We start from the raw sequence: 17,952 nt of genomic DNA on the forward strand, positions 1-17,952 counted from the left end.
CTCCTTTATCCGTTTGTATTAGCTAAGAGTGTAAGCCAAGAGTCAAAAGCCAAGCCTTACGAACTTCACATGCAGATTGTTATGGACATCAATTCCTTAATACTGTTTTACGAGATTTCAAAACACCTATTGCAACACACCGCTGTGAAAACGAAACTCAGTGTCAGCGCTTTCAATCAAACTTTTTTCCAATTCGAGAAAAACATTCACTCGCTCGCTAATATCTTCACCGTTCGCTACTTTTTTAGCGAGGTGTAGATAATCCTCATAATGGCGCGCCTCAGATTTCAGCAACGACAAATAAAAGGTTTTTAATTCCTCGTCCAAATGCGGTGCTAATTTGGCGAAACGTTCGCAGGAACGCGCTTCAATAATTGCACCTACAATAAGCGTATCCACAAAGCGCGCGGGCTCATGTGTACGCACAGGTTTACGCAACTCGCCAGCATAGCGGCACGGAGTAATTTGCTCATAAGCGATACCCCGTTTTTGCATTATTTGCATTACTTGTTCGTAATGCCGTAATTCTTCACGCGCGAGACGGGACATTTTGTGCATCATTTCAAAATCGCCCACATACCGGTACATCAGGTTGACCGCAGTGGAGGCTGCTTTTTTTTCACAGTTCGCATGATCAAGCAACAACAACGCCTGGTTTTCAGATTGTTTGGCTGTTTCTACCCAGGCATCAGGCGTTTCACAATGTAAGAAATTTTGAATACGAGCCAAAGCTGTGGCTAGCGCTGGTGTCGTAGCAGTCGAGCTGGATATAGAATTCATAAACAATCAATAATTATTCAGTAAAATGTGGAATTACATAGCGCTCATAGTAAGCGCAGGATAAAGCGTAAAAATCCCGATCAATGTTATCGCGAATTTCTGTTAAAGGTGTATCGCGCCATTTTGGTTGCAGCCGCAAGCCATAAGCTTTTAAATCGCTGATTTGGCTTGCGCCTGAACGCAACAGATCAAACACCCAGCAATAGGGATTTTGCTCTTCCTTGAATAAAATTTGCTGATGTTTAATTTGTTGTAAAAGTATTTTTTCATCAACAACTTCAATCATGTTTTGCACAACTTGCGACAGATATCCTTCCAAACGCTGCGCAATAATTAACCGCTGTTCATGGGTGTAAGCGTTCCAATCAATAACTTCATGAGCGAAGCGTTTGCAACCTCTGCAAACGCTATCACCAATGCCCGTGGAGCAAATACCAACGCAGGGTGTTCTGACTGGTTTGTATAAAAGCATAAAATTAAAATAACGCGATTAAAATAAAACGATCAATAAGGTGAACCACTAACATCCAGTTTCAATTTCCAAACTGCACCAGCACCGGTGAGGAAAAGTGTTTTACCATCTTCTCCACCGAAAGCGGCGTTGGTTATGTTGGCGTCCACGTTAATGGTGGCAATTTGTTTGCCTTCGGGAGTAACAACACGCACATGTTTGGCGGCATGTTCAGTGATATAAATATTGCCATGGCAATCCAATGCCATACCATCTGGAATAACCAATCCAGTCACAAGATCTTTGCCTGCCTGGGGAATGCCATCAACAATTGGATAAGCGCGCAACACACCTTGCGCATCCCCACCCTCTACATACAAAGTTTTTTCGTCGAGAGATAAAGACACACCATTAGGATTATTAATGGTGTCATCTACAACACTTATTTTTCCATCAGTGGCAACTCGATACACACGAGTTTTATCCTGGCCACCAGGCGCTGCGGCTGTTTGATAAGCAGGGTCGGTGAAATAAATAGTACCGTCTTTGGCAATTGCCAAATCGTTGGGCGAGTTAAAAACATTTCCTTCGAACTTATCAATCACGCTCGTACGTTCACCCGACAGAGTATAACGTGAAAGATTTTTAAATTTGTGTGCGCCGGCAACCAGATTGCCTTGGGCGTCTACCGCCAAACCGTTACTGCCACTGTCATCGATCAACGTAGTCATCACACCATTTGCATCCAGTTTTTGTATGCGTGACGGAAATGTGCCGGATGTTAAAAAATCAGAAAAATAGAGCGCGTCTTTTATCCAGACAGGCCCCTCATAAAGACTGGGTTCTGCGCGCGTACTGTTTGCACCCGGAATACGCTCTGCCACCAATTCGCCAGCAGGAGCAACACCGCAGGCATTTACTACTGATGTGGACGAGCTGGTATTTACCACGCTGGCAACCGGCTCAGATTTTTTTTGCTCACAGCCAGCCAAACCGAATACCGCCAAGCTGGAGGCAGCCAAAAACACAAACGATGATTTCGTTATTTTCATGGGAATATTTACCTTAATAGTAACCGTTAGATTAATTGGGTTTTATTCTTGGCAAGTGTTTTGGATATCAATAAACCAAAGCGCCTCAGTTTTCGACATCTCGTATTTGTAGGGACGCAAACATACCACATGGCCCCGGCAAAATCCTGAACTCGCCACTGAAAATACGAGAGACGTCCGGAGTTTGTACGTATTACAAACACCCGGGAGGTGTGATTAAGTGCTGCGAATAGCGCATCCGAGTTAACAGCGTCTAATGCATCATGTATACTTCACGCCCGATTAAACGCTCTTGCCAGAGTAATTAATTCATCCGTGAAGGTCACGGATAGTCTCTTGCCGCAGAGATCCTGCATGCGAGAGTAAAAACCACCCAATGAGGATAAAATTGTGCTTGAAGCCTACCGTAAACACGTCGCTGAACGCGCCGCCGAAGGTGTTCCACCAAAACCACTTAACGCTGAACAAGTTGCTGGATTGGTCGAATTACTCAAGAACCCACCTGCTGGTGAAAATGAAGTTCTGTTAGACCTGATCACCAACCGCGTTCCACCAGGCGTTGACGAAGCCGCCTACGTTAAAGCCGCTTTCCTAAGCGCAATTGCCAAAGGCGAAGACAAATCCCCCCTCATTGATAAACCTCTCGCTGTAAAACTCCTGGGCATGATGCTTGGCGGTTACAACATCGAAACCTTAGTCGGCCTGTTAGATAGCCCTGAGTTAGGCAAACTCGCTGCCCAAGAATTGAAACACACATTGCTGATGTTTGATGCCTTCCACGACGTGGAAGAAAAAGCCAAAGCCGGCAATGCAAACGCTAAAGAATTGATCCAAAGCTGGGCTGATGGCGAATGGTTCACCAGCAAGCCAAAAGTAGCTGAAAGCACCAAGCTCACCGTGTTCAAAGTGACTGGCGAAACCAACACTGACGATCTGTCCCCTGCTCCAGATGCATGGTCTCGTCCTGACATTCCATTGCACTCATTGGCCATGTTCAAAATGGCACGCGATGGCATTACTCCAGATCAACCGGGTACTGTTGGTCCTATCAAGCAAATCGAAGCACTGAAAACCAAAGGTTTCCCATTGGCATTCGTGGGTGACGTTGTAGGTACTGGTTCTTCACGTAAATCTGCAACCAACTCTGTACTTTGGTTCATCGGTGAAGACATTCCTGGCGTACCTAACAAGCGTACCGGTGGTGTGTGCATCGGCGGCAAAGTAGCCCCGATTTTCTACAACACCATGGAAGACGCCGGTGCTTTGGTATTCGAAGCTCCTGTTGACCTGCTGAACACTGGTGATGTGATTGAGATTCGCCCTTACGAAGGCAAAATCCTGAACGGTGAAACCGGCGCAGTGATTTCTGAATTCAGCCTCAAGTCCGATGTATTGTTGGACGAAGTACAAGCTGGCGGTCGTATTCCTTTGATCGTTGGCCGTGGTTTGACCACCAAAGCGCGCGCATCTTTAGGTTTGCCACCAAGCACGCTGTTTCGCTTGCCACAAGCTCCGGCTGACACTGGCAAAGGCTACACTTTGGCCCAGAAAATGGTTGGTAAAGCATGCGGCGTAACTGGCATTCGTCCAGGAACTTACTGTGAGCCTTACATGACTACCGTGGGCTCACAAGATACCACCGGCCCAATGACTCGTGACGAGTTGAAGGATCTGGCGTGCCTAGGCTTCTCTGCCGATTTGACCATGCAGTCTTTCTGCCACACAGCGGCTTATCCGAAGCCAGTAGATATCGAAACCCAACACACATTGCCTGACTTCATTATGACCCGCGGTGGCGTTTCCCTGCGTCCAGGCGACGGTATTATCCACTCATGGTTGAACCGTATGTTGTTGCCAGACACTGTTGGTACTGGTGGCGATTCTCACACCCGTTTCCCAATTGGTATTTCATTCCCGGCTGGTTCTGGTCTGGTAGCATTCGCGGCGGCAACCGGTGTTATGCCATTGGATATGCCTGAATCTGTTCTCGTTCGCTTCAAAGGCGACCTGCAACCAGGCGTTACTCTGCGTGACCTGGTAAATGCGATTCCTCTTTATGCCATCAAAGCTGGTTTGTTGACTGTTGAGAAGAAAGGCAAGAAGAACATTTTCTCTGGCCGTATCCTCGAAGTTGAGGGCTTGCCAAACCTGAAAGTAGAACAAGCATTTGAAATTTCTGACGCATCAGCTGAGCGCTCCGCAGCTGGTTGTACTATCAAGCTGGATAAAGCTCCAATCATCGAGTACATGACCTCCAACATCACCATGTTGCGCTGGATGATCGAACAAGGTTACGGCGATGTACGTACCCTTGAGCGTCGTGCGCAGAAGATGGAAGCCTGGATTGCCAACCCTGAATTGATGGAAGCTGATAAAGACGCAGAATATGCGGCGATTATCGACATTGATTTGGCGGACATCAAAGAGCCAATCCTCGCCTGCCCGAACGACCCGGACGATGTGAAAGTATTGTCAGACGTTCAAGGTGCGAAGATTGACGAAGTCTTTATCGGTTCGTGCATGACCAACATCGGCCACTTCCGCGCTGCTGGTAAGTTGTTGAATGCCACTAAAGACGCGCTGTCTACCCGCTTGTGGATCGCCCCTCCAACCAAGATGGATCAACACCAATTGGTTGAAGAAGGCTACTACAGCATTTTCGGCACTAAAGGCGCTCGTACCGAGATGCCGGGCTGCTCACTCTGCATGGGTAACCAGGCGCGCGTAGCGAAAAACTCTACCGTTGTTTCAACATCTACTCGTAACTTCCCCAACCGTTTGGGTGAAGGTGCTGATGTGTATTTGGCATCTGCTGAATTGGCCGCTGTTGCTGCCATCCTTGGTAAGCTGCCAACGCCAGAAGAGTACTTGAGCTACGCCAATAAGTTGAACAGCATGAGCAGCGATATTTATCGTTACCTCAACTTCAACGAAATCGAAAGCTACCAACACGCCGCCGACGAAGGCAAGCGTATTGCTGCTGTAGAAATCCAAACCGTAGCGATCTAATTCGTACATCTGCGCCGCTCCTGCGCATCCATGCGCCTGCGGCATACGACCGCCACGGATGGTGGAAGTGCAAAAAATGCAGGAGCAATTTTTTGTCCGTTCATTCTGAACATAAAAACCCGCTCCGGCGGGTTTTTTATTGGGCGCGAAATAGTCGTCTAATTACATATAAGAGAAAAGTATTTATAACAAATAATGGCGTAAGCCCCAATCCGACCTATACTTTTTGGCATAGACCGTGCAATTCCACAAGCAACACTTCTTTTTGTCAAAATCTTGTCGGCGACTACTTTATGGATACTATTGAGCAACTTCTCAAGCAAGCAGAGACCCAGCATAAAATTATTGAACTCAATATGATGTTCTCTAAAAACATGGAATTCTTCCGTGAAGCCCTGCCAAACATCTATGAACAATTCAAAGATTATCAACCCACCGATATTAAAATTGTTATTCAGGAAGATGGCTCTCTCGACCTTGCCAACATCAATATCGACAACAAATTAGTGTACGGCTGCGACCCTGTTCGCTTTGCGGAAGAAACCGTTGCCGGCTTCCTCGCAAATCCTTTAGCACAACGTTTGAATCCTGATGAAACTGATGTTTTGAATATGGATATCGAATCCCATACGCCGAACATCAATAAAATTATCCGGGACCTCAAAGCACAAAACACCGATCACAGCCGCGTGCCGCTCGATAGCCGAACTGAATTTGTATTTATGTTGGGCGTGGGATTGGGTTATCAAATTACCGAGCTACTAAAACATACGGACATTCAACATCTGGTTATCGCAGAAACTAATCTTGATATTTTCTTTGCATCTTTGCACACACTGGATTGGCAAGGACTTAATGATAAATTCAGCGCTCGCTACAAAACATTGAATTTAATTTTAGGACAAACACCGGATATGTTTATCCACATGGTGTCGCATCACGCCAAGCAAATTGGTGTATTTAATCTAGCGAAACCTTACGTATTTACACATTTATCGAGCCAGGAACTAACTTCTGCTACCATAAAATTTTTACAAAATGTTCCAATTATTGCAGGTGCACTTGGCTATTTTGATGATGAAAAAGTAGGTTTGACCCACTCCATCAATAACTTTAAAGCCAAAATACCGTTTATGAAAAACCACGGTTTCCTGTCCAAAAAATTTGTGACAAAACCGGTATTCTTAATTGCTAATGGGCCATCCTTGGATCATGCAAAAGATTTCATTGCAGAGAACCGCGATAAAGCTATATTAGTGTCCTGCGGCAGCTCCTTAAGCTCACTCTTTAAATTGGGAATTAAACCTGATTTCCACGTAGAGCTGGAACGTACACATCCTATTAAAGAATGGATCGATGTGACAACCACACAAGAATTCCGCGATGGCATTACCCTATTGGCAGTGAACACCGTTCACCCCGATTTGCCCAAACTGTTTAATACCACGGGCATGGCATTGAAATACAACGACCTGGGTGGAACATTCATTGAAAAATATATTTCGGACGATGAGTTTTCGGTAACCTTGGGAGCTTGCAACCCTACAGTTTCCAACGCAGGGCTTTCATTTTGTGCAGCATTAGGTTTTACCAATATTTATATATTTGGCATCGACCTTGGATTCCCGGAAGGTGGAAAGCACCACTCTGCCCACAGTTTCCACTACGACATTAAAGATGAAGATATTGATTCATTCCAGCTGGCAATGCCGGAAGATGATATTGATTTTAAATTGCCAGCAAACTTTGGTGGAAATGTTATTTCAAATCCACTCTTCCTACGGTCCAAACTTTCTTTAGAGTCAATTTTAAAAGACTGCAAAGAAATAAATTGCTACAACACTTGTAACGGTGTCCTCATCGAAAGAGCTACGCCCACTAAAGTTACCGAGATAGATACAAGTACCTGGAAGCCTTTTAACAAAAAGGAATTCACCCAAAAGCTATACAAGGAATATTTTAGCAATAAACATTTATTGAAACTGCCAAATGATTCCGAGATTGTTAAACTCTTTCAGCCGGCCATAGAGGCGTTAGAAAAAGCTCATGCTGTTTTCGATAAGGATATTACGAGTTTCGAAGAAGGTATTTCTATGCTGATAAAGAACGAAACCATTACCCAAAACTTTGTCGATGCAAAAGAAACCACTACCCTAGGACGTCTCATCAAAGGCAGCTCGGATTCATTTTCACTCATGCTCGCTTTGTGCTTAAATGCCAACAACAAGAAAAATGGTGTACCCGCATTTAATAGCGCAAAAGAATCCTACAAAAAATATTTGCGTGCAGCCCAGCATGCCATTAAAAATAATTTGCTGGAAAACGACTACAGCGCATTTAACATTGAACAGAAATTAAAAAAATAATCGGGTGTTTAACTATGAAAAAACACACCTTTATTATTGCGGAAGCTGGTGTCAACCATAATGGCGACATTACCTTAGCTAAAAAACTTATTGATGCAGCGGTTAAAGCTGGGGTTGATGCAGTTAAATTCCAGACGTGGAAAACTGAACTTTTAGTCACCGAACAAGCCGAAATGGCAGAATACCAAAAGCTCAACACCCAAAAAGTGGAATCGCAATTTCAAATGCTTAAGCGGCTCGAATTAAGTTACGACGCTTTTGTCGAACTAAAGCAGTATTGTGATCAACAAGGCATTATGTTTTTATCCACACCCGATGAAGAAACTAGCGCAACATTCCTCAACGACCTACAACCGATTTTTAAAATCGGTTCCGGCGAATTAACCAATACGCCTTTTTTACGTCACATAGCGGCTTTCAATAAACCCATTATTTTATCTACCGGCATGGGCACACTTGCTGAGATCGAACACGCCTTAACTACTCTGAACAATGCTGGCGTAGCACGCAGTAATATTACAGTACTGCATGTTACCACCCAGTACCCAACCCCCATGCATGAAGTCAACCTCAGTGCGATGCTAACGATCAAGCATGCATTTCCAGGAATCCAGGCTGGCTATTCAGATCATACCTTGGGGATTGAAGTTCCTGTTGCTGCAGTAGCCTTAGGCGCGACCATTATTGAAAAACATTTTACCCTGGATAAAAATATGGCCGGCCCAGATCATCTGGCAAGCCTTGATCCAAATGAATTAATTGATATGGTGAAAGCCATACGCAATATAGAATCGGCTCTCGGACACGGTAGAAAAGAACCTACCGAGTCAGAATTAGAGAACAGGAAAATTGTCAGGAAAAGTATTGTTGCAGCAACTTCTATCACGAAGGGAGACATACTTAACGAACATAATTTGGCAATTCGCCGCCCAGGTAATGGCATTCCGCCCAGCCGCTGGGATGATGTGGCCAATACTGCTGCAACCAAAAGCTATCAACCAGGTGAATTGATTTAATGTTACGCAAGATATGTGTCATAACATCTACGCGCGCAGAATATGGCGCACTCAAAAATCTGTTGCGCGAAATCAATGATGATTCATCGCTGCAACTGCAATTGATCGTTACAGGCACACATCTCTCACCCGAATTCGGATACACCTTAAAAGAAATTGAAGCCGATCAGTTTAATGTCACCAAAAAAGTGGAGATACTTTTATCATCCGATACCGCTGTGGGCGTCAGCAAAAGTATGGGCTTAGCGCAAATCAGTTTTGCGGAAGTATTTGACGAACTTCAACCAGACATTGTTGTAGTTATTGGCGATAGATACGAATTAATTCCCGTAGTGACTTGTGCCAATATTGCACGTATTCCAGTTGCCCATATTAGCGGTGGTGAAATCACTGAAGGCGCAATCGATGATATGTTTCGCCACGCCACCACCAAACTCTCCCAACTTCATTTTACCGCTATCAATGCCTATTCCGAACGCGTGATACAAATGGGAGAAGACCCTGCACAAGTATTCACAGTCGGTGAGCCCGGCCTGGAAAATATTCACACTCAGGATTTATTAAACAAACCAGAAGTGGAAACATTACTAGGTACCCCACTACAAGAAAAAAATTTATTGATTACTTACCACCCTGAAACTTGTGAATCCACGCAATTTACTGAGCAATCATTTAAAGAATTATTAAACGCGCTACAAGACCTTGCCGATACTTTATTCATTTTTACCAAAGCCAATGCCGATACTGGCGGACGAACGATTAATCATTTGATTGACCAGTTTGTAACCCAGCATCCAACCAAGGCTATTGCATTTAATTCATTGGGGAAACGCGGCTACCTGTCAACTCTCCAATTTGTTGATGGTGTGGTGGGCAACTCATCCAGTGGAATTGTGGAAGTGGCGTCCTTTAAAAAAGGAACCATCAACATCGGTAATCGCCAAAAGGGACGTATCCGTCCCCCTAGCGTAATAGATGTAAAAGCAAACCAAGCCGACATTGCGCAAGCAATTGCAACACTCTATTCAAAAGAGTTTCAATCCTTACTGCAAGAAACCGATAATCCTTATCGACAAGAAGGCACTTCTGCGAAAATAAAAGAGCATTTAAAACAGTGCGATTTAAACGCGCTAAAAACAAAAAAGTTTTATGATTTGGGTAAATAATTACCCAAAAATATTAAATACATCTGTTTGGGCCTGCTCAAAATCACCCAACCGTCCTATATCCAACCAATATTCATTGATAGGAAACATAAGCACATTCTTATCTTTCGCTATCAAATCATTGAATAAATCCGGCATATCTTTACGCTCAGACTTGGGAATATTTTTTATAACTTCGGGGCTTAACACATAAATCCCTGCATTCACAAAAAACTGTTGCTTGGGTTTTTCTACAATAGAAGTAATTTTCAATTCACTGGATTCAATAACCCCATAAGGTACTTCCATACTGTACTCACGCACACACATGGTCGCCATAGCACCTTTATTTTTATGAAAACTGAGTAAGTGGCTAAAGTTAATATTGGTTAGCAAATCGCCATTCATCATAATGATGGGTTCGTTGATATGCTCAGGCAATAAACTTAGAGCCCCACCCGTTCCCAAGGGTTGATCTTCCTGCACATAGCGGATATTGACACCCCATTTTGATCCATCACCAAAATGTTCGCGAATTTGGTCCGCGAGATAGAAAACGGAAATATAAAATTCGTTGAATCCGTGCTCGATAAATCCCAGCATTATGGTTTCCAGAATTGGGCGCGAGCCAACCTTGAGCATAACTTTTGGAATTGAATTAGTAAGTGGACGCAAGCGTGTACCGAAACCACCTGCCATTAAAAATACCGGCGTAGATTTTTTTGATTTAACGTCCGACAGACGCTCAAAAGTTTCTACCGTAATTAATTTGCGTTGGTCATCCACAACTGGAATATGCATGATGCTATGTTCACGCATAATCGCTAACATTTCTGTAGGGCTTGTTCCCAAAGAAACAACCACCGGATTTGCATTCATAATACCGGAAACCGGCGCGGAAAATTCTTTATAAGCTAGGAATGCACGACGGATATCACCGTCTGTTACCACACCGCGCAAAGCTTGCTGATCATCTAATACTAATGCCAGGCGAATACCACCATTATTAAGCGCTTCAACCGCCTGGATAATAGAATCATTTATGTTGACTGTAGATTTCTCAAAATTAGCCATGATTTTTTTCCGCCGTTATACACCATTCGAGAATTGGATTTTCCAATGGCACACCTCGCACCACTTGATCCACCTCTAGCAGGGTTAAATTTTTAGGTAATAATTCAGGCAAATCTTCACGTGCAGTAAATCGAGTTAAGCCAGTGTGTGCCATAGGGCCTACTGCCGGGAGGTAGGTATTGTGCCCAAGCACCTCACCGGTTTCATCACCAATAGTCCCTTTAGCAAAACAGCGGCTGTAAAGTCTTCCGCCGGGTTTTAGTACACGTACCATTTCGGCATAAATTAGCTGGGCCTGCTCAAAACCGTTACAACAAACAGCTTCAACATCTAACACACCATCAAAATAATTGTCGGGAAAATCTAATGAAAGTATATCACCCACCGCAAGCGAGCCTTTCCAGCCTGTGACTTCAGCATCTAAACGTGCACGCGATATATCTATGGCTGATTGGGAGCCGTCAACACCGTAAACCTCGAAGCCTTCACGCGCAATGAACCATAAATTCGCGCCAGTGCCGCAACCTATTTCCAAGAGTTTGACTACAGATCTATCATCAGCCTTGTAAAATCCCCTAGCAACAAAACGCACAACATCCTCACCAGGATATTTCCCCCAAGGGCGTGATGAAAAAATTTTTTCCCAAGTATTGTCCCACATAGCAAGCCTCTATTTTTAGAAATAGTTTAGCGATAAAAAAGCACGCGATTATTTTCACCAGCGCATTCCAATTTGAGTTTTTCGTAGCGGCCAGGCTGGTGAATATATTTCCCCACAAAAAATGGTTGTTCCAACTTGCCAATAGAACGCTTGAATTTCAGCAAGTTATTATCTGGCTTGGTATCCGTACCACCACCTAAATGAAGAATAGCTGAGCCAGCTGGCTCTTTCATGGCGTAGCGCATAGCATAATTGTGCAAAATTAAATTAATAACACCCAGCTGTTGACCTTCTGGTGTAGCCGCAGACAGATGATATTCATGCCAATTGCCTGACCTTAAAAAAATACTCGCGGCAAGTATTTCGCCATTTCGTTCTACCAATGCTAATTGATTGCCCTTAGTAACTAATTGCCCTACATAATCTTTACTATAAAGATAGTGTTCACCTGCGCCTAAAGCCTGCATACGCGCACGGTATATACGATCAAAAGCCGCAGCTTGCTCATGGCTTGGTTCATCAACAAACACAATATGACAATTGTTTTTGATTGCTTTATTAATATTTGATATTGCGCCGTGACTATTTTTTTCCACACTATAGTCAGTCAAATCTATTGCGCAGGTCGTACGATCAAACCATGCGTTGCCATAATAAATTTCCTGATTTGCGAGCGCTGGCGTAAAACGAACAAACTCTGCCAGAGCATCATGCTCCACTGAAAATTTTTTATATTCAGCCAAAGCTTCTTCAAGAAATTCCCTATCGTTTGAGGTTGAGATAGGCCCGCCATAACCACGGGCACTTTCAAAATCTGTAACCTTAAACGCAGGTGTAAATACACGGTGCAATGGCTGGTAATAAGTTTCACCGCCCTTCTGGTAAATAAAAAATACAGCGCTAATACGTTGGTTTTCTTTGGTGTATTTTTGCTTTGCGTCTAGCGCAACATAATCCGGGTTGTGATATGGCGACCTGAGCGACTCAGGTAGCGAGTGATAAACTTGCTTTGCAAAAGAAATGTCGCATGTCATATATACGCCCACAAACTGGCACTACTTGGCAAGCATAATGTCGAATTAACATGATTCTTTGCATTGGTTAATGCCATAGACGGGCATGCAGCATACATAGGCAATTCATTATTCAGTTGCCACAATGGTCGCAACATAATGTGCTCTTGATGAGCAAGTGCTATCAATCGATTTAATTCTGTCACATCACAGTTTTTAATTTGCACCGCACACAACCAATAATTGCTGGTTGAATTAAACTCGGGGGCCACAAACCGAAAAGCACCATGCTTATCAAAAAAGGCCTGATAGTAATCGGCAAGTTTTTTCTTGTGGGTGAGAAACTCTGGCAAACGCTCAAGCTGTGCCACACCCAATGCTGCGTTAATGTTGGCGAGCCTGTAGTTGTAGCCCACCTCATCGTGAAAGAAGAAACCTGCTTCACTGGTCTTTGCAGTAGTGCTTAAGTGTTTAGCACGCTTCATAAGTTCAATATCATGACTTACGAGAGCTCCACCACTACCCGTGGTCATTATTTTGTTGCCGTTAAAGCTGAAAATACCTATATCACCTATGGTACCTACATGCTTACCATCGATAAAAGAACCCATGCCTTCTGCAGCATCTTCAATTAACTTTAAATGATATTCAGCAGCCAAGGTTTTGAGTGCTTGCATATTGGCAGGATTGCCTAATGTATGCATAACAATCAATGCTGTAATAATTCTACCGGTGTTTTTATTGACAGACTTTCCATCGCGAATAATGACATTAGCTTTTAAATATTCTGCCAATAGGTCCGGACAAACGGATAAATCTGTTTTACCTGAATCTACAAAATGTGGAACTGCACCTGTATAGGCAATCGCGTTAGTGGTTGCAACAAAAGTTAAGGCCGGTGTTAATACCTCGTCCCCTACTTTAACATTCATCAATATCAAAGCAAGATGCAAAGCCGCTGTACCATTAACGACGGCAACTGCTTTTGGAACGCCTGTATAAGCCGCGATATTTTGCTCAAACTGATCAACAAACTTTCCAACGGAAGAAACCCAACCACTGGTAATGCATTCACTCACATAGGCTAATTCATTGCCCGAGAAATCCGGCTCGTGCAGGCCAAGCACAGCTGTGTGCTTTAGGTGGTTAACAGAATCTAACAGGATATCCGCAATATTGTTCATAAGTTGATTGCAATCATTATTACAGGTTATACAAATGCGTTTTGTAATGCTTTAGATTTTCTGGTTTTACAAACCATTCTGCGGTTTTCTTCAAGCCGTTTTTAAAACCATCCAAACCAAGATATTCCGGTTGCCAGTTTAATTTGGCACGCGCTTTTTGATGATCGGCAAACAAACGCTCTACCTCACTATCACGTGGGCGGAATCTCTGTTGGTCGGAAATAATTTCAATCTCAGCAGACATAATGTCAGCAATGCTTTTTGCAGTGTCTTCCATGCTGATTTCAAACTGGCTGCCCAGATTAAAAGTTTCGCCAGCAATATTATCGGCCTCAAGAGCGGCAATAAACCCTTTTGCCGTATCGCTCACAAAACTGAAATCACGCGTTGGGGTTAGTGCGCCCAATTTTATTTGGCGATTGCCCGCAGCAATTTGCGTAATGATGGTAGGAATAATCGCGCGTGCCGATTGCCGTGGTCCATAGGTGTTAAAAGGACGAACAATACTGACCGGCAATTGGAAAGATGCAAAAAACGAGTACGCCAATTGATCAGCCGCAATTTTTGTCGCGGAATATGGTGATTGACCACATACTGGATGCAGCTCATCAATGGGTACATACTTCGCGGTCCCGTAAACTTCACTTGTTGAGGTGTGAATAACCTTTTCCAGATCAAAATCCCGCGCCGCTTGCAAAATATTCAGCGTGCCTTTGACGTTGGTATCTATATAGGAATCGGGTGAATGGTATGAAAATGGAATGGCAATCAATGCAGCGAGATGCAGCACCGCATCGCAACCTTTCATGGCATTGCGCACACCATTTGGATCGCGAATATCGCCTTGGAAAATTTCAATTTGCGACAACACATCCTTCGGGGTTGTATCCAGCCAACCCCATGAATTGAACGAGTTGTAGAAAACAAATGCTTTAACACTATAACCTTGCGCAACCAGGTGTTCGCATAAATGCGAGCCTATGAAACCATCTGCACCAGTAACCAATATTTTTTTCGACATTTATTGCAAGTCTCTTTGTCGTTGAGAGAAATGAAGCTCTGCTCTTTTCAAATCATCCGGGGTATCAATATCAATACTTTCATCTTCAGACATCACATAGGCAATAACTTTTGTATCAGGAATTGCTTGATGACGCTGGAAGTTAGCCACGCTAAAAATATAAATAGCACCATTAGGTGAATAAATTTTGGGCAAATCCTGACGGCGAGATATTTTTGCGAATTCAGGCATAGCCGGTATCAGGTATGGATCGGCTCCCAAATATGCATAAAGATATTTATTGTCCGCCGCGCACACGCTGTTTAATGCATGGCAATCCTGATGCCCAAGGTACAACTTTAGTGACGCCTTTATATCTTGCGCAGTGCGCAGCGGTGATGTTGGTTGCAACAACACAATAATATCCTCACCAAGCAACCCTTGTTTTTCAATACATTCCTGAATAACCGGATTAGTAGGCGAACGATCTTGCGCCAAATCTGGATGACGGCGAATTATTGCCGCTCCGTTGTTTTCCGCAACGGTTAAAATCTGAGCATCATCGGAAGACACATAAATCTCATCGAATATTTGCGCAGCTTGAGCCGCATGGATTGTGTGCGACAACAAGGGTTTTCCCGCAAGATTAGCGATATTTTTTTGCGGAATGCCTTTTGACCCACCGCGAGCGGGAATGAGAGCAATCGTTTTTGCCATAGGAAATCCAGACTTAAATTCTTTATAGATTATAGTCAGCAAATCATATGCCAAACGGATTTTTATAGAAATGCTGTTAGGTTGATTAATCCGACAGCTTAGCGCAACAAACTCAGGACTCGAGGTTAGAGCTTTGCGGTTTAGCGTTTTTTAGGCAAAGGAAAATGGACTGCAATAAACAAACGAATTTATTGCAGGAACATAAAAATAGATGATTAGCTATCGTTAGACGAAGCACTTAGCGCTTTGAAAGCACCAGTGAGGAAGGTACCCGTTGATTTAAGGCTACGCACAATGCTTTCCATCGCACTAAATTGCGATTGCAATCTAGCGCGGTAAGATTTGCTGCGGCGATCAACAGCTGTTAAATCAGTTTTTACTTTATCAACATCTTTAGTGAGGCTGGTTTCACGGGTTTTAATCAGGCCATTGGTTTTCAGGAAATTATCAATTAAGCCAGTAAAGGTAGTGGCAAAACCACGCGAGAAAGTAATTTTCCCACTAGTTGCACCAGCGTTTATTTGCATGTTCAAACCTTCTGCCTTACTACCCAAAGCCGGCAAGAGAACATTTCCGTAACCGAACGCGGCTACACCGTCAACAGTACCTGCTACATCAGTACCTGAAGTGCCGGTGGCAACACTAATTCCCATATCTGCCATATCAGCACTTGCAGCGGTAATCGCAAATTTACTGCTTGAGCCATAAGACGCAGAGGTAAATTCCAGTTTTTGCGTGGTGGTATTGAACACTACACTCACCACCGCTTTGGCAGCAGAAATAGCGGCATCGGCATTAATACGTGATTGTAAATCTGCAGCCAGCTCGGCACCGGTTGCGTAGGTTTTTGTTGGCAATGTAATTGAGGATGCTGCGATACCATCTAGTGCAGCGGTAAATGAATAGGTTTTACCCGTTGTGTCCAATGGGAAAGTTGAAACCATTGCGCCCGCTGTTAATTGACCTTTGGATGGCTGAGCAGTAATTACCACATTGTAAGAGCCGGGGACACTTTTATCTGTATATTTGGTGACGCTGATTTGAGCATTGTCTGAAGAAGTTTTAGGCACAAACAAATCGCGTACAGACTCAAAGTTTTTATCCATAGCCGAACGAAAACTGGTTGTTGCAGTTGAATCATCAATCTTTAAGGTGCCGTCTAACTCTGTGCGAATACCAAGACTGGCAAATGTGTTAAAACTGCCACCCAAACCACCAACTGCAGCGTTCAACTGACTGCGAACTTGTTGTACCAAATTTTTGGCCATAGGGTCCTGGCGCAAACTGCCGTATTCATTCTTCTCTTTATCAAAACCAATTAACTTTCCGCTATCTGCAAGGAAAGTGTTATATGCAGAAACAAAATCGCGAATCGCTTTTTCGGCAATAGTTTTATCGGCAGTCACGCCGATATTGACTGTTTCAGTTGTGGATTTATTAAATAAATCGAATTCCAAACCATCTATCACGTCAGTTATGTGGTTGTTGGAGCGGCTCAAACTCATGCCATTTACACGCAACAAAGCGTCTTTACCTTCTTGTTGCTGGGTAAGGCTGCGCGTGGTTTGGTTAAAGTTAAAACTCGCCAGCCCTAAAGCACCGGGAGTTTCAGTAGCAGTGATTTCAACTTCGTTGCTCGCGCCTGAGGGACCGGTTACCAAAAGTTTGAAATTGGAACCTTCAGCGACAATGCTGGCTTTAACGCCCAGATTAGATTTGTTAATAGTGTCGCGCAAACCAACCAAAGAGTTGTTACTGTCATCAATCGTGATAGTGCCACCATTTTTAGTACTATCCACGGTAAAAGTATCAACGGCGTTATTCCAGCTGCCAAACCGAATCGCCAGGGTGCCCTTGCCTATAGTCGCTGTCTGGGAGCTAAAGTTACCTGAGCTTACGGATTGTGCCTGGGCAATTTGGTCAACATTGATGCTGTATTCACCAACGGATGCTTTGGCATCTAACTTAGTAATACCGAGCAAAGTTGTATTAGGTACAGAGGTAGATTTTGCGTTAAAAGTATCTGCATTGCCCAAGGCACCTGCCGCAGTTTCCAATTTGGAAAAGGCAGAACGCAAAAGGCCAAAGTCTGAAATTTGAGTTTGAAGTAGGGTTTGCTTGGTGTTGAGCCTGTTGGTTTCAGGCAACTTGTTCACGTCTACCAGCTTATCAACAAGCGAAGCCGTATCAATACCTGAGCCTGAACCCAGAGAACTGATGATGGTTGCACCAGTATTCGTCGGTGTGGACGATGTCGATGAAACGCCGGATGTAGCCATAGGTAGTCACCTTAAAACAATTTCGCTATCAGGTTAGCGGCAATTCTTGAATAAACTTTAGCCTAGATAACGCCCAAAAGTGTAAATTTTAAATAGCGCGAACCGGATACCAAACGGTAATAACTTGCCGATCCATATCTACTTGAGCGGTCAGTATCTGCCTGCAATCACCACTTTTTAGACTATTTTGCCGCCATTTAGCGCA

The 17,952-nt window shown here is 43.7% G+C and carries 14 protein-coding genes; 4 read left to right on the forward strand and 10 right to left on the reverse strand.

The features are described 5' to 3' along the window. Positions 1-126: 126 nt before the first annotated feature. Genes IE104_RS08390 through IE104_RS08400 form a run of 3 tightly spaced genes read right to left on the reverse strand, consistent with a single transcriptional unit; the run spans position 127 to position 2,283 of the window. On the reverse strand, positions 127-780 hold the full coding sequence (locus IE104_RS08390; protein ID WP_189417465.1) for a MiaE family protein: 654 nt from the start codon (positions 778-780) through the stop codon (positions 127-129). A gap of 13 nt (positions 781-793) precedes the next feature. After that, positions 794-1,252 carry a DUF1289 domain-containing protein gene (locus IE104_RS08395; protein ID WP_189417466.1) on the reverse strand — a complete coding sequence of 153 codons (459 nt, stop codon included), beginning with the start codon at positions 1,250-1,252 and terminating at the stop codon, positions 794-796. A gap of 32 nt (positions 1,253-1,284) precedes the next feature. Continuing rightward, positions 1,285-2,283 carry an SMP-30/gluconolactonase/LRE family protein gene (locus IE104_RS08400; protein WP_189417467.1) on the reverse strand — a complete coding sequence of 333 codons (999 nt, stop codon included), beginning with the start codon at positions 2,281-2,283 and terminating at the stop codon, positions 1,285-1,287. 390 nt (positions 2,284-2,673) lie between these two features. Between IE104_RS08400 and acnB the strand changes: the two genes are divergently transcribed. From acnB to neuC, 4 genes are all read left to right on the forward strand, one after another. Further along, positions 2,674-5,292 (forward strand): bifunctional aconitate hydratase 2/2-methylisocitrate dehydratase, encoded by a 2,619-nt coding sequence (gene acnB / locus IE104_RS08405; protein ID WP_189417468.1) that lies wholly within the window; start codon positions 2,674-2,676, stop codon positions 5,290-5,292. Positions 5,293-5,585: 293 nt separating this feature from the next. Then, a complete protein-coding gene (locus IE104_RS08410) occupies positions 5,586-7,658 on the forward strand; it encodes a motility associated factor glycosyltransferase family protein (RefSeq protein WP_189417469.1) in 2,073 nt (690 codons plus the stop codon). Positions 7,659-7,672: 14 nt separating this feature from the next. Next, the gene (neuB, locus tag IE104_RS08415; protein WP_189417470.1) at positions 7,673-8,674 is read left to right on the forward strand and encodes an N-acetylneuraminate synthase; all 1,002 of its coding nucleotides are present in this window, start codon (positions 7,673-7,675) and stop codon (positions 8,672-8,674) included. Further along, on the forward strand, positions 8,674-9,840 hold the full coding sequence (neuC, locus tag IE104_RS08420) for a UDP-N-acetylglucosamine 2-epimerase (RefSeq protein ID WP_189417471.1): 1,167 nt from the start codon (positions 8,674-8,676) through the stop codon (positions 9,838-9,840). The genes neuB and neuC overlap by 1 nt, the downstream gene beginning before the upstream one ends. On the opposite strand, the gene IE104_RS08425 is transcribed toward neuC, so the two are convergent. The 7 genes from IE104_RS08425 to fliD all read right to left on the reverse strand — a co-directional run bounded on the left by IE104_RS08425 (position 9,841) and on the right by fliD (position 17,747). Further along, positions 9,841-10,893 carry a nucleotidyltransferase family protein gene (locus IE104_RS08425; protein WP_189417472.1) on the reverse strand — a complete coding sequence of 351 codons (1,053 nt, stop codon included), beginning with the start codon at positions 10,891-10,893 and terminating at the stop codon, positions 9,841-9,843. Further along, complete coding sequence (locus IE104_RS08430) at positions 10,886-11,554, reverse strand: class I SAM-dependent methyltransferase (RefSeq protein ID WP_189417473.1); 669 nt, start codon at positions 11,552-11,554, stop codon at positions 10,886-10,888. Before IE104_RS08430 ends, IE104_RS08425 begins: the two co-directional genes overlap by 8 nt. A 26-nt stretch (positions 11,555-11,580) precedes the next feature. Continuing rightward, a complete protein-coding gene (locus tag IE104_RS08435; protein WP_189417474.1) occupies positions 11,581-12,588 on the reverse strand; it encodes a GNAT family protein in 1,008 nt (335 codons plus the stop codon). After that, positions 12,585-13,751 (reverse strand): LegC family aminotransferase, encoded by a 1,167-nt coding sequence (locus tag IE104_RS08440; RefSeq protein WP_189417475.1) that lies wholly within the window; start codon positions 13,749-13,751, stop codon positions 12,585-12,587. Before IE104_RS08440 ends, IE104_RS08435 begins: the two co-directional genes overlap by 4 nt. A 19-nt stretch (positions 13,752-13,770) precedes the next feature. Beyond that, positions 13,771-14,772 (reverse strand): NAD-dependent 4,6-dehydratase LegB, encoded by a 1,002-nt coding sequence (locus IE104_RS08445; RefSeq protein ID WP_189417477.1) that lies wholly within the window; start codon positions 14,770-14,772, stop codon positions 13,771-13,773. Beyond that, positions 14,773-15,468 (reverse strand): acylneuraminate cytidylyltransferase family protein, encoded by a 696-nt coding sequence (locus IE104_RS08450; protein ID WP_189417479.1) that lies wholly within the window; start codon positions 15,466-15,468, stop codon positions 14,773-14,775. A gap of 215 nt (positions 15,469-15,683) precedes the next feature. After that, on the reverse strand, positions 15,684-17,747 hold the full coding sequence (gene fliD, locus IE104_RS08455) for a flagellar filament capping protein FliD (RefSeq protein WP_189417486.1): 2,064 nt from the start codon (positions 17,745-17,747) through the stop codon (positions 15,684-15,686). Between the last annotated feature and the right edge of the window lie 205 nt (positions 17,748-17,952).

The organism is Cellvibrio zantedeschiae, from assembly GCF_014652535.1.
In the GTDB taxonomy this organism is placed as follows: Bacteria; Pseudomonadota; Gammaproteobacteria; order Pseudomonadales; family Cellvibrionaceae; genus Cellvibrio; species Cellvibrio zantedeschiae.

Bases quoted from the DNA above. Each gene is read 5' to 3' on its own strand.
- IE104_RS08390 (WP_189417465.1), bottom strand. From the start codon at position 780: ATGAATTCTATATCCAGCTCGACTGCTACGACACCAGCGCTAGCCACA.
- IE104_RS08395 (WP_189417466.1), bottom strand. From the start codon at position 1,252: ATGCTTTTATACAAACCAGTCAGAACACCCTGCGTTGGTATTTGCTCC.
- IE104_RS08400 (WP_189417467.1), bottom strand. From the start codon at position 2,283: ATGAAAATAACGAAATCATCGTTTGTGTTTTTGGCTGCCTCCAGCTTG.
- IE104_RS08410 (WP_189417469.1), top strand. From the start codon at position 5,586: ATGGATACTATTGAGCAACTTCTCAAGCAAGCAGAGACCCAGCATAAA.
- neuB (WP_189417470.1), top strand. From the start codon at position 7,673: ATGAAAAAACACACCTTTATTATTGCGGAAGCTGGTGTCAACCATAAT.
- neuC (WP_189417471.1), top strand. From the start codon at position 8,674: ATGTTACGCAAGATATGTGTCATAACATCTACGCGCGCAGAATATGGC.
- IE104_RS08425 (WP_189417472.1), bottom strand. From the start codon at position 10,893: ATGGCTAATTTTGAGAAATCTACAGTCAACATAAATGATTCTATTATC.
- IE104_RS08430 (WP_189417473.1), bottom strand. From the start codon at position 11,554: ATGTGGGACAATACTTGGGAAAAAATTTTTTCATCACGCCCTTGGGGG.
- IE104_RS08435 (WP_189417474.1), bottom strand. From the start codon at position 12,588: ATGACATGCGACATTTCTTTTGCAAAGCAAGTTTATCACTCGCTACCT.
- IE104_RS08440 (WP_189417475.1), bottom strand. From the start codon at position 13,751: ATGAACAATATTGCGGATATCCTGTTAGATTCTGTTAACCACCTAAAG.
- IE104_RS08445 (WP_189417477.1), bottom strand. From the start codon at position 14,772: ATGTCGAAAAAAATATTGGTTACTGGTGCAGATGGTTTCATAGGCTCG.
- IE104_RS08450 (WP_189417479.1), bottom strand. From the start codon at position 15,468: ATGGCAAAAACGATTGCTCTCATTCCCGCTCGCGGTGGGTCAAAAGGC.
- fliD (WP_189417486.1), bottom strand. From the start codon at position 17,747: ATGGCTACATCCGGCGTTTCATCGACATCGTCCACACCGACGAATACT.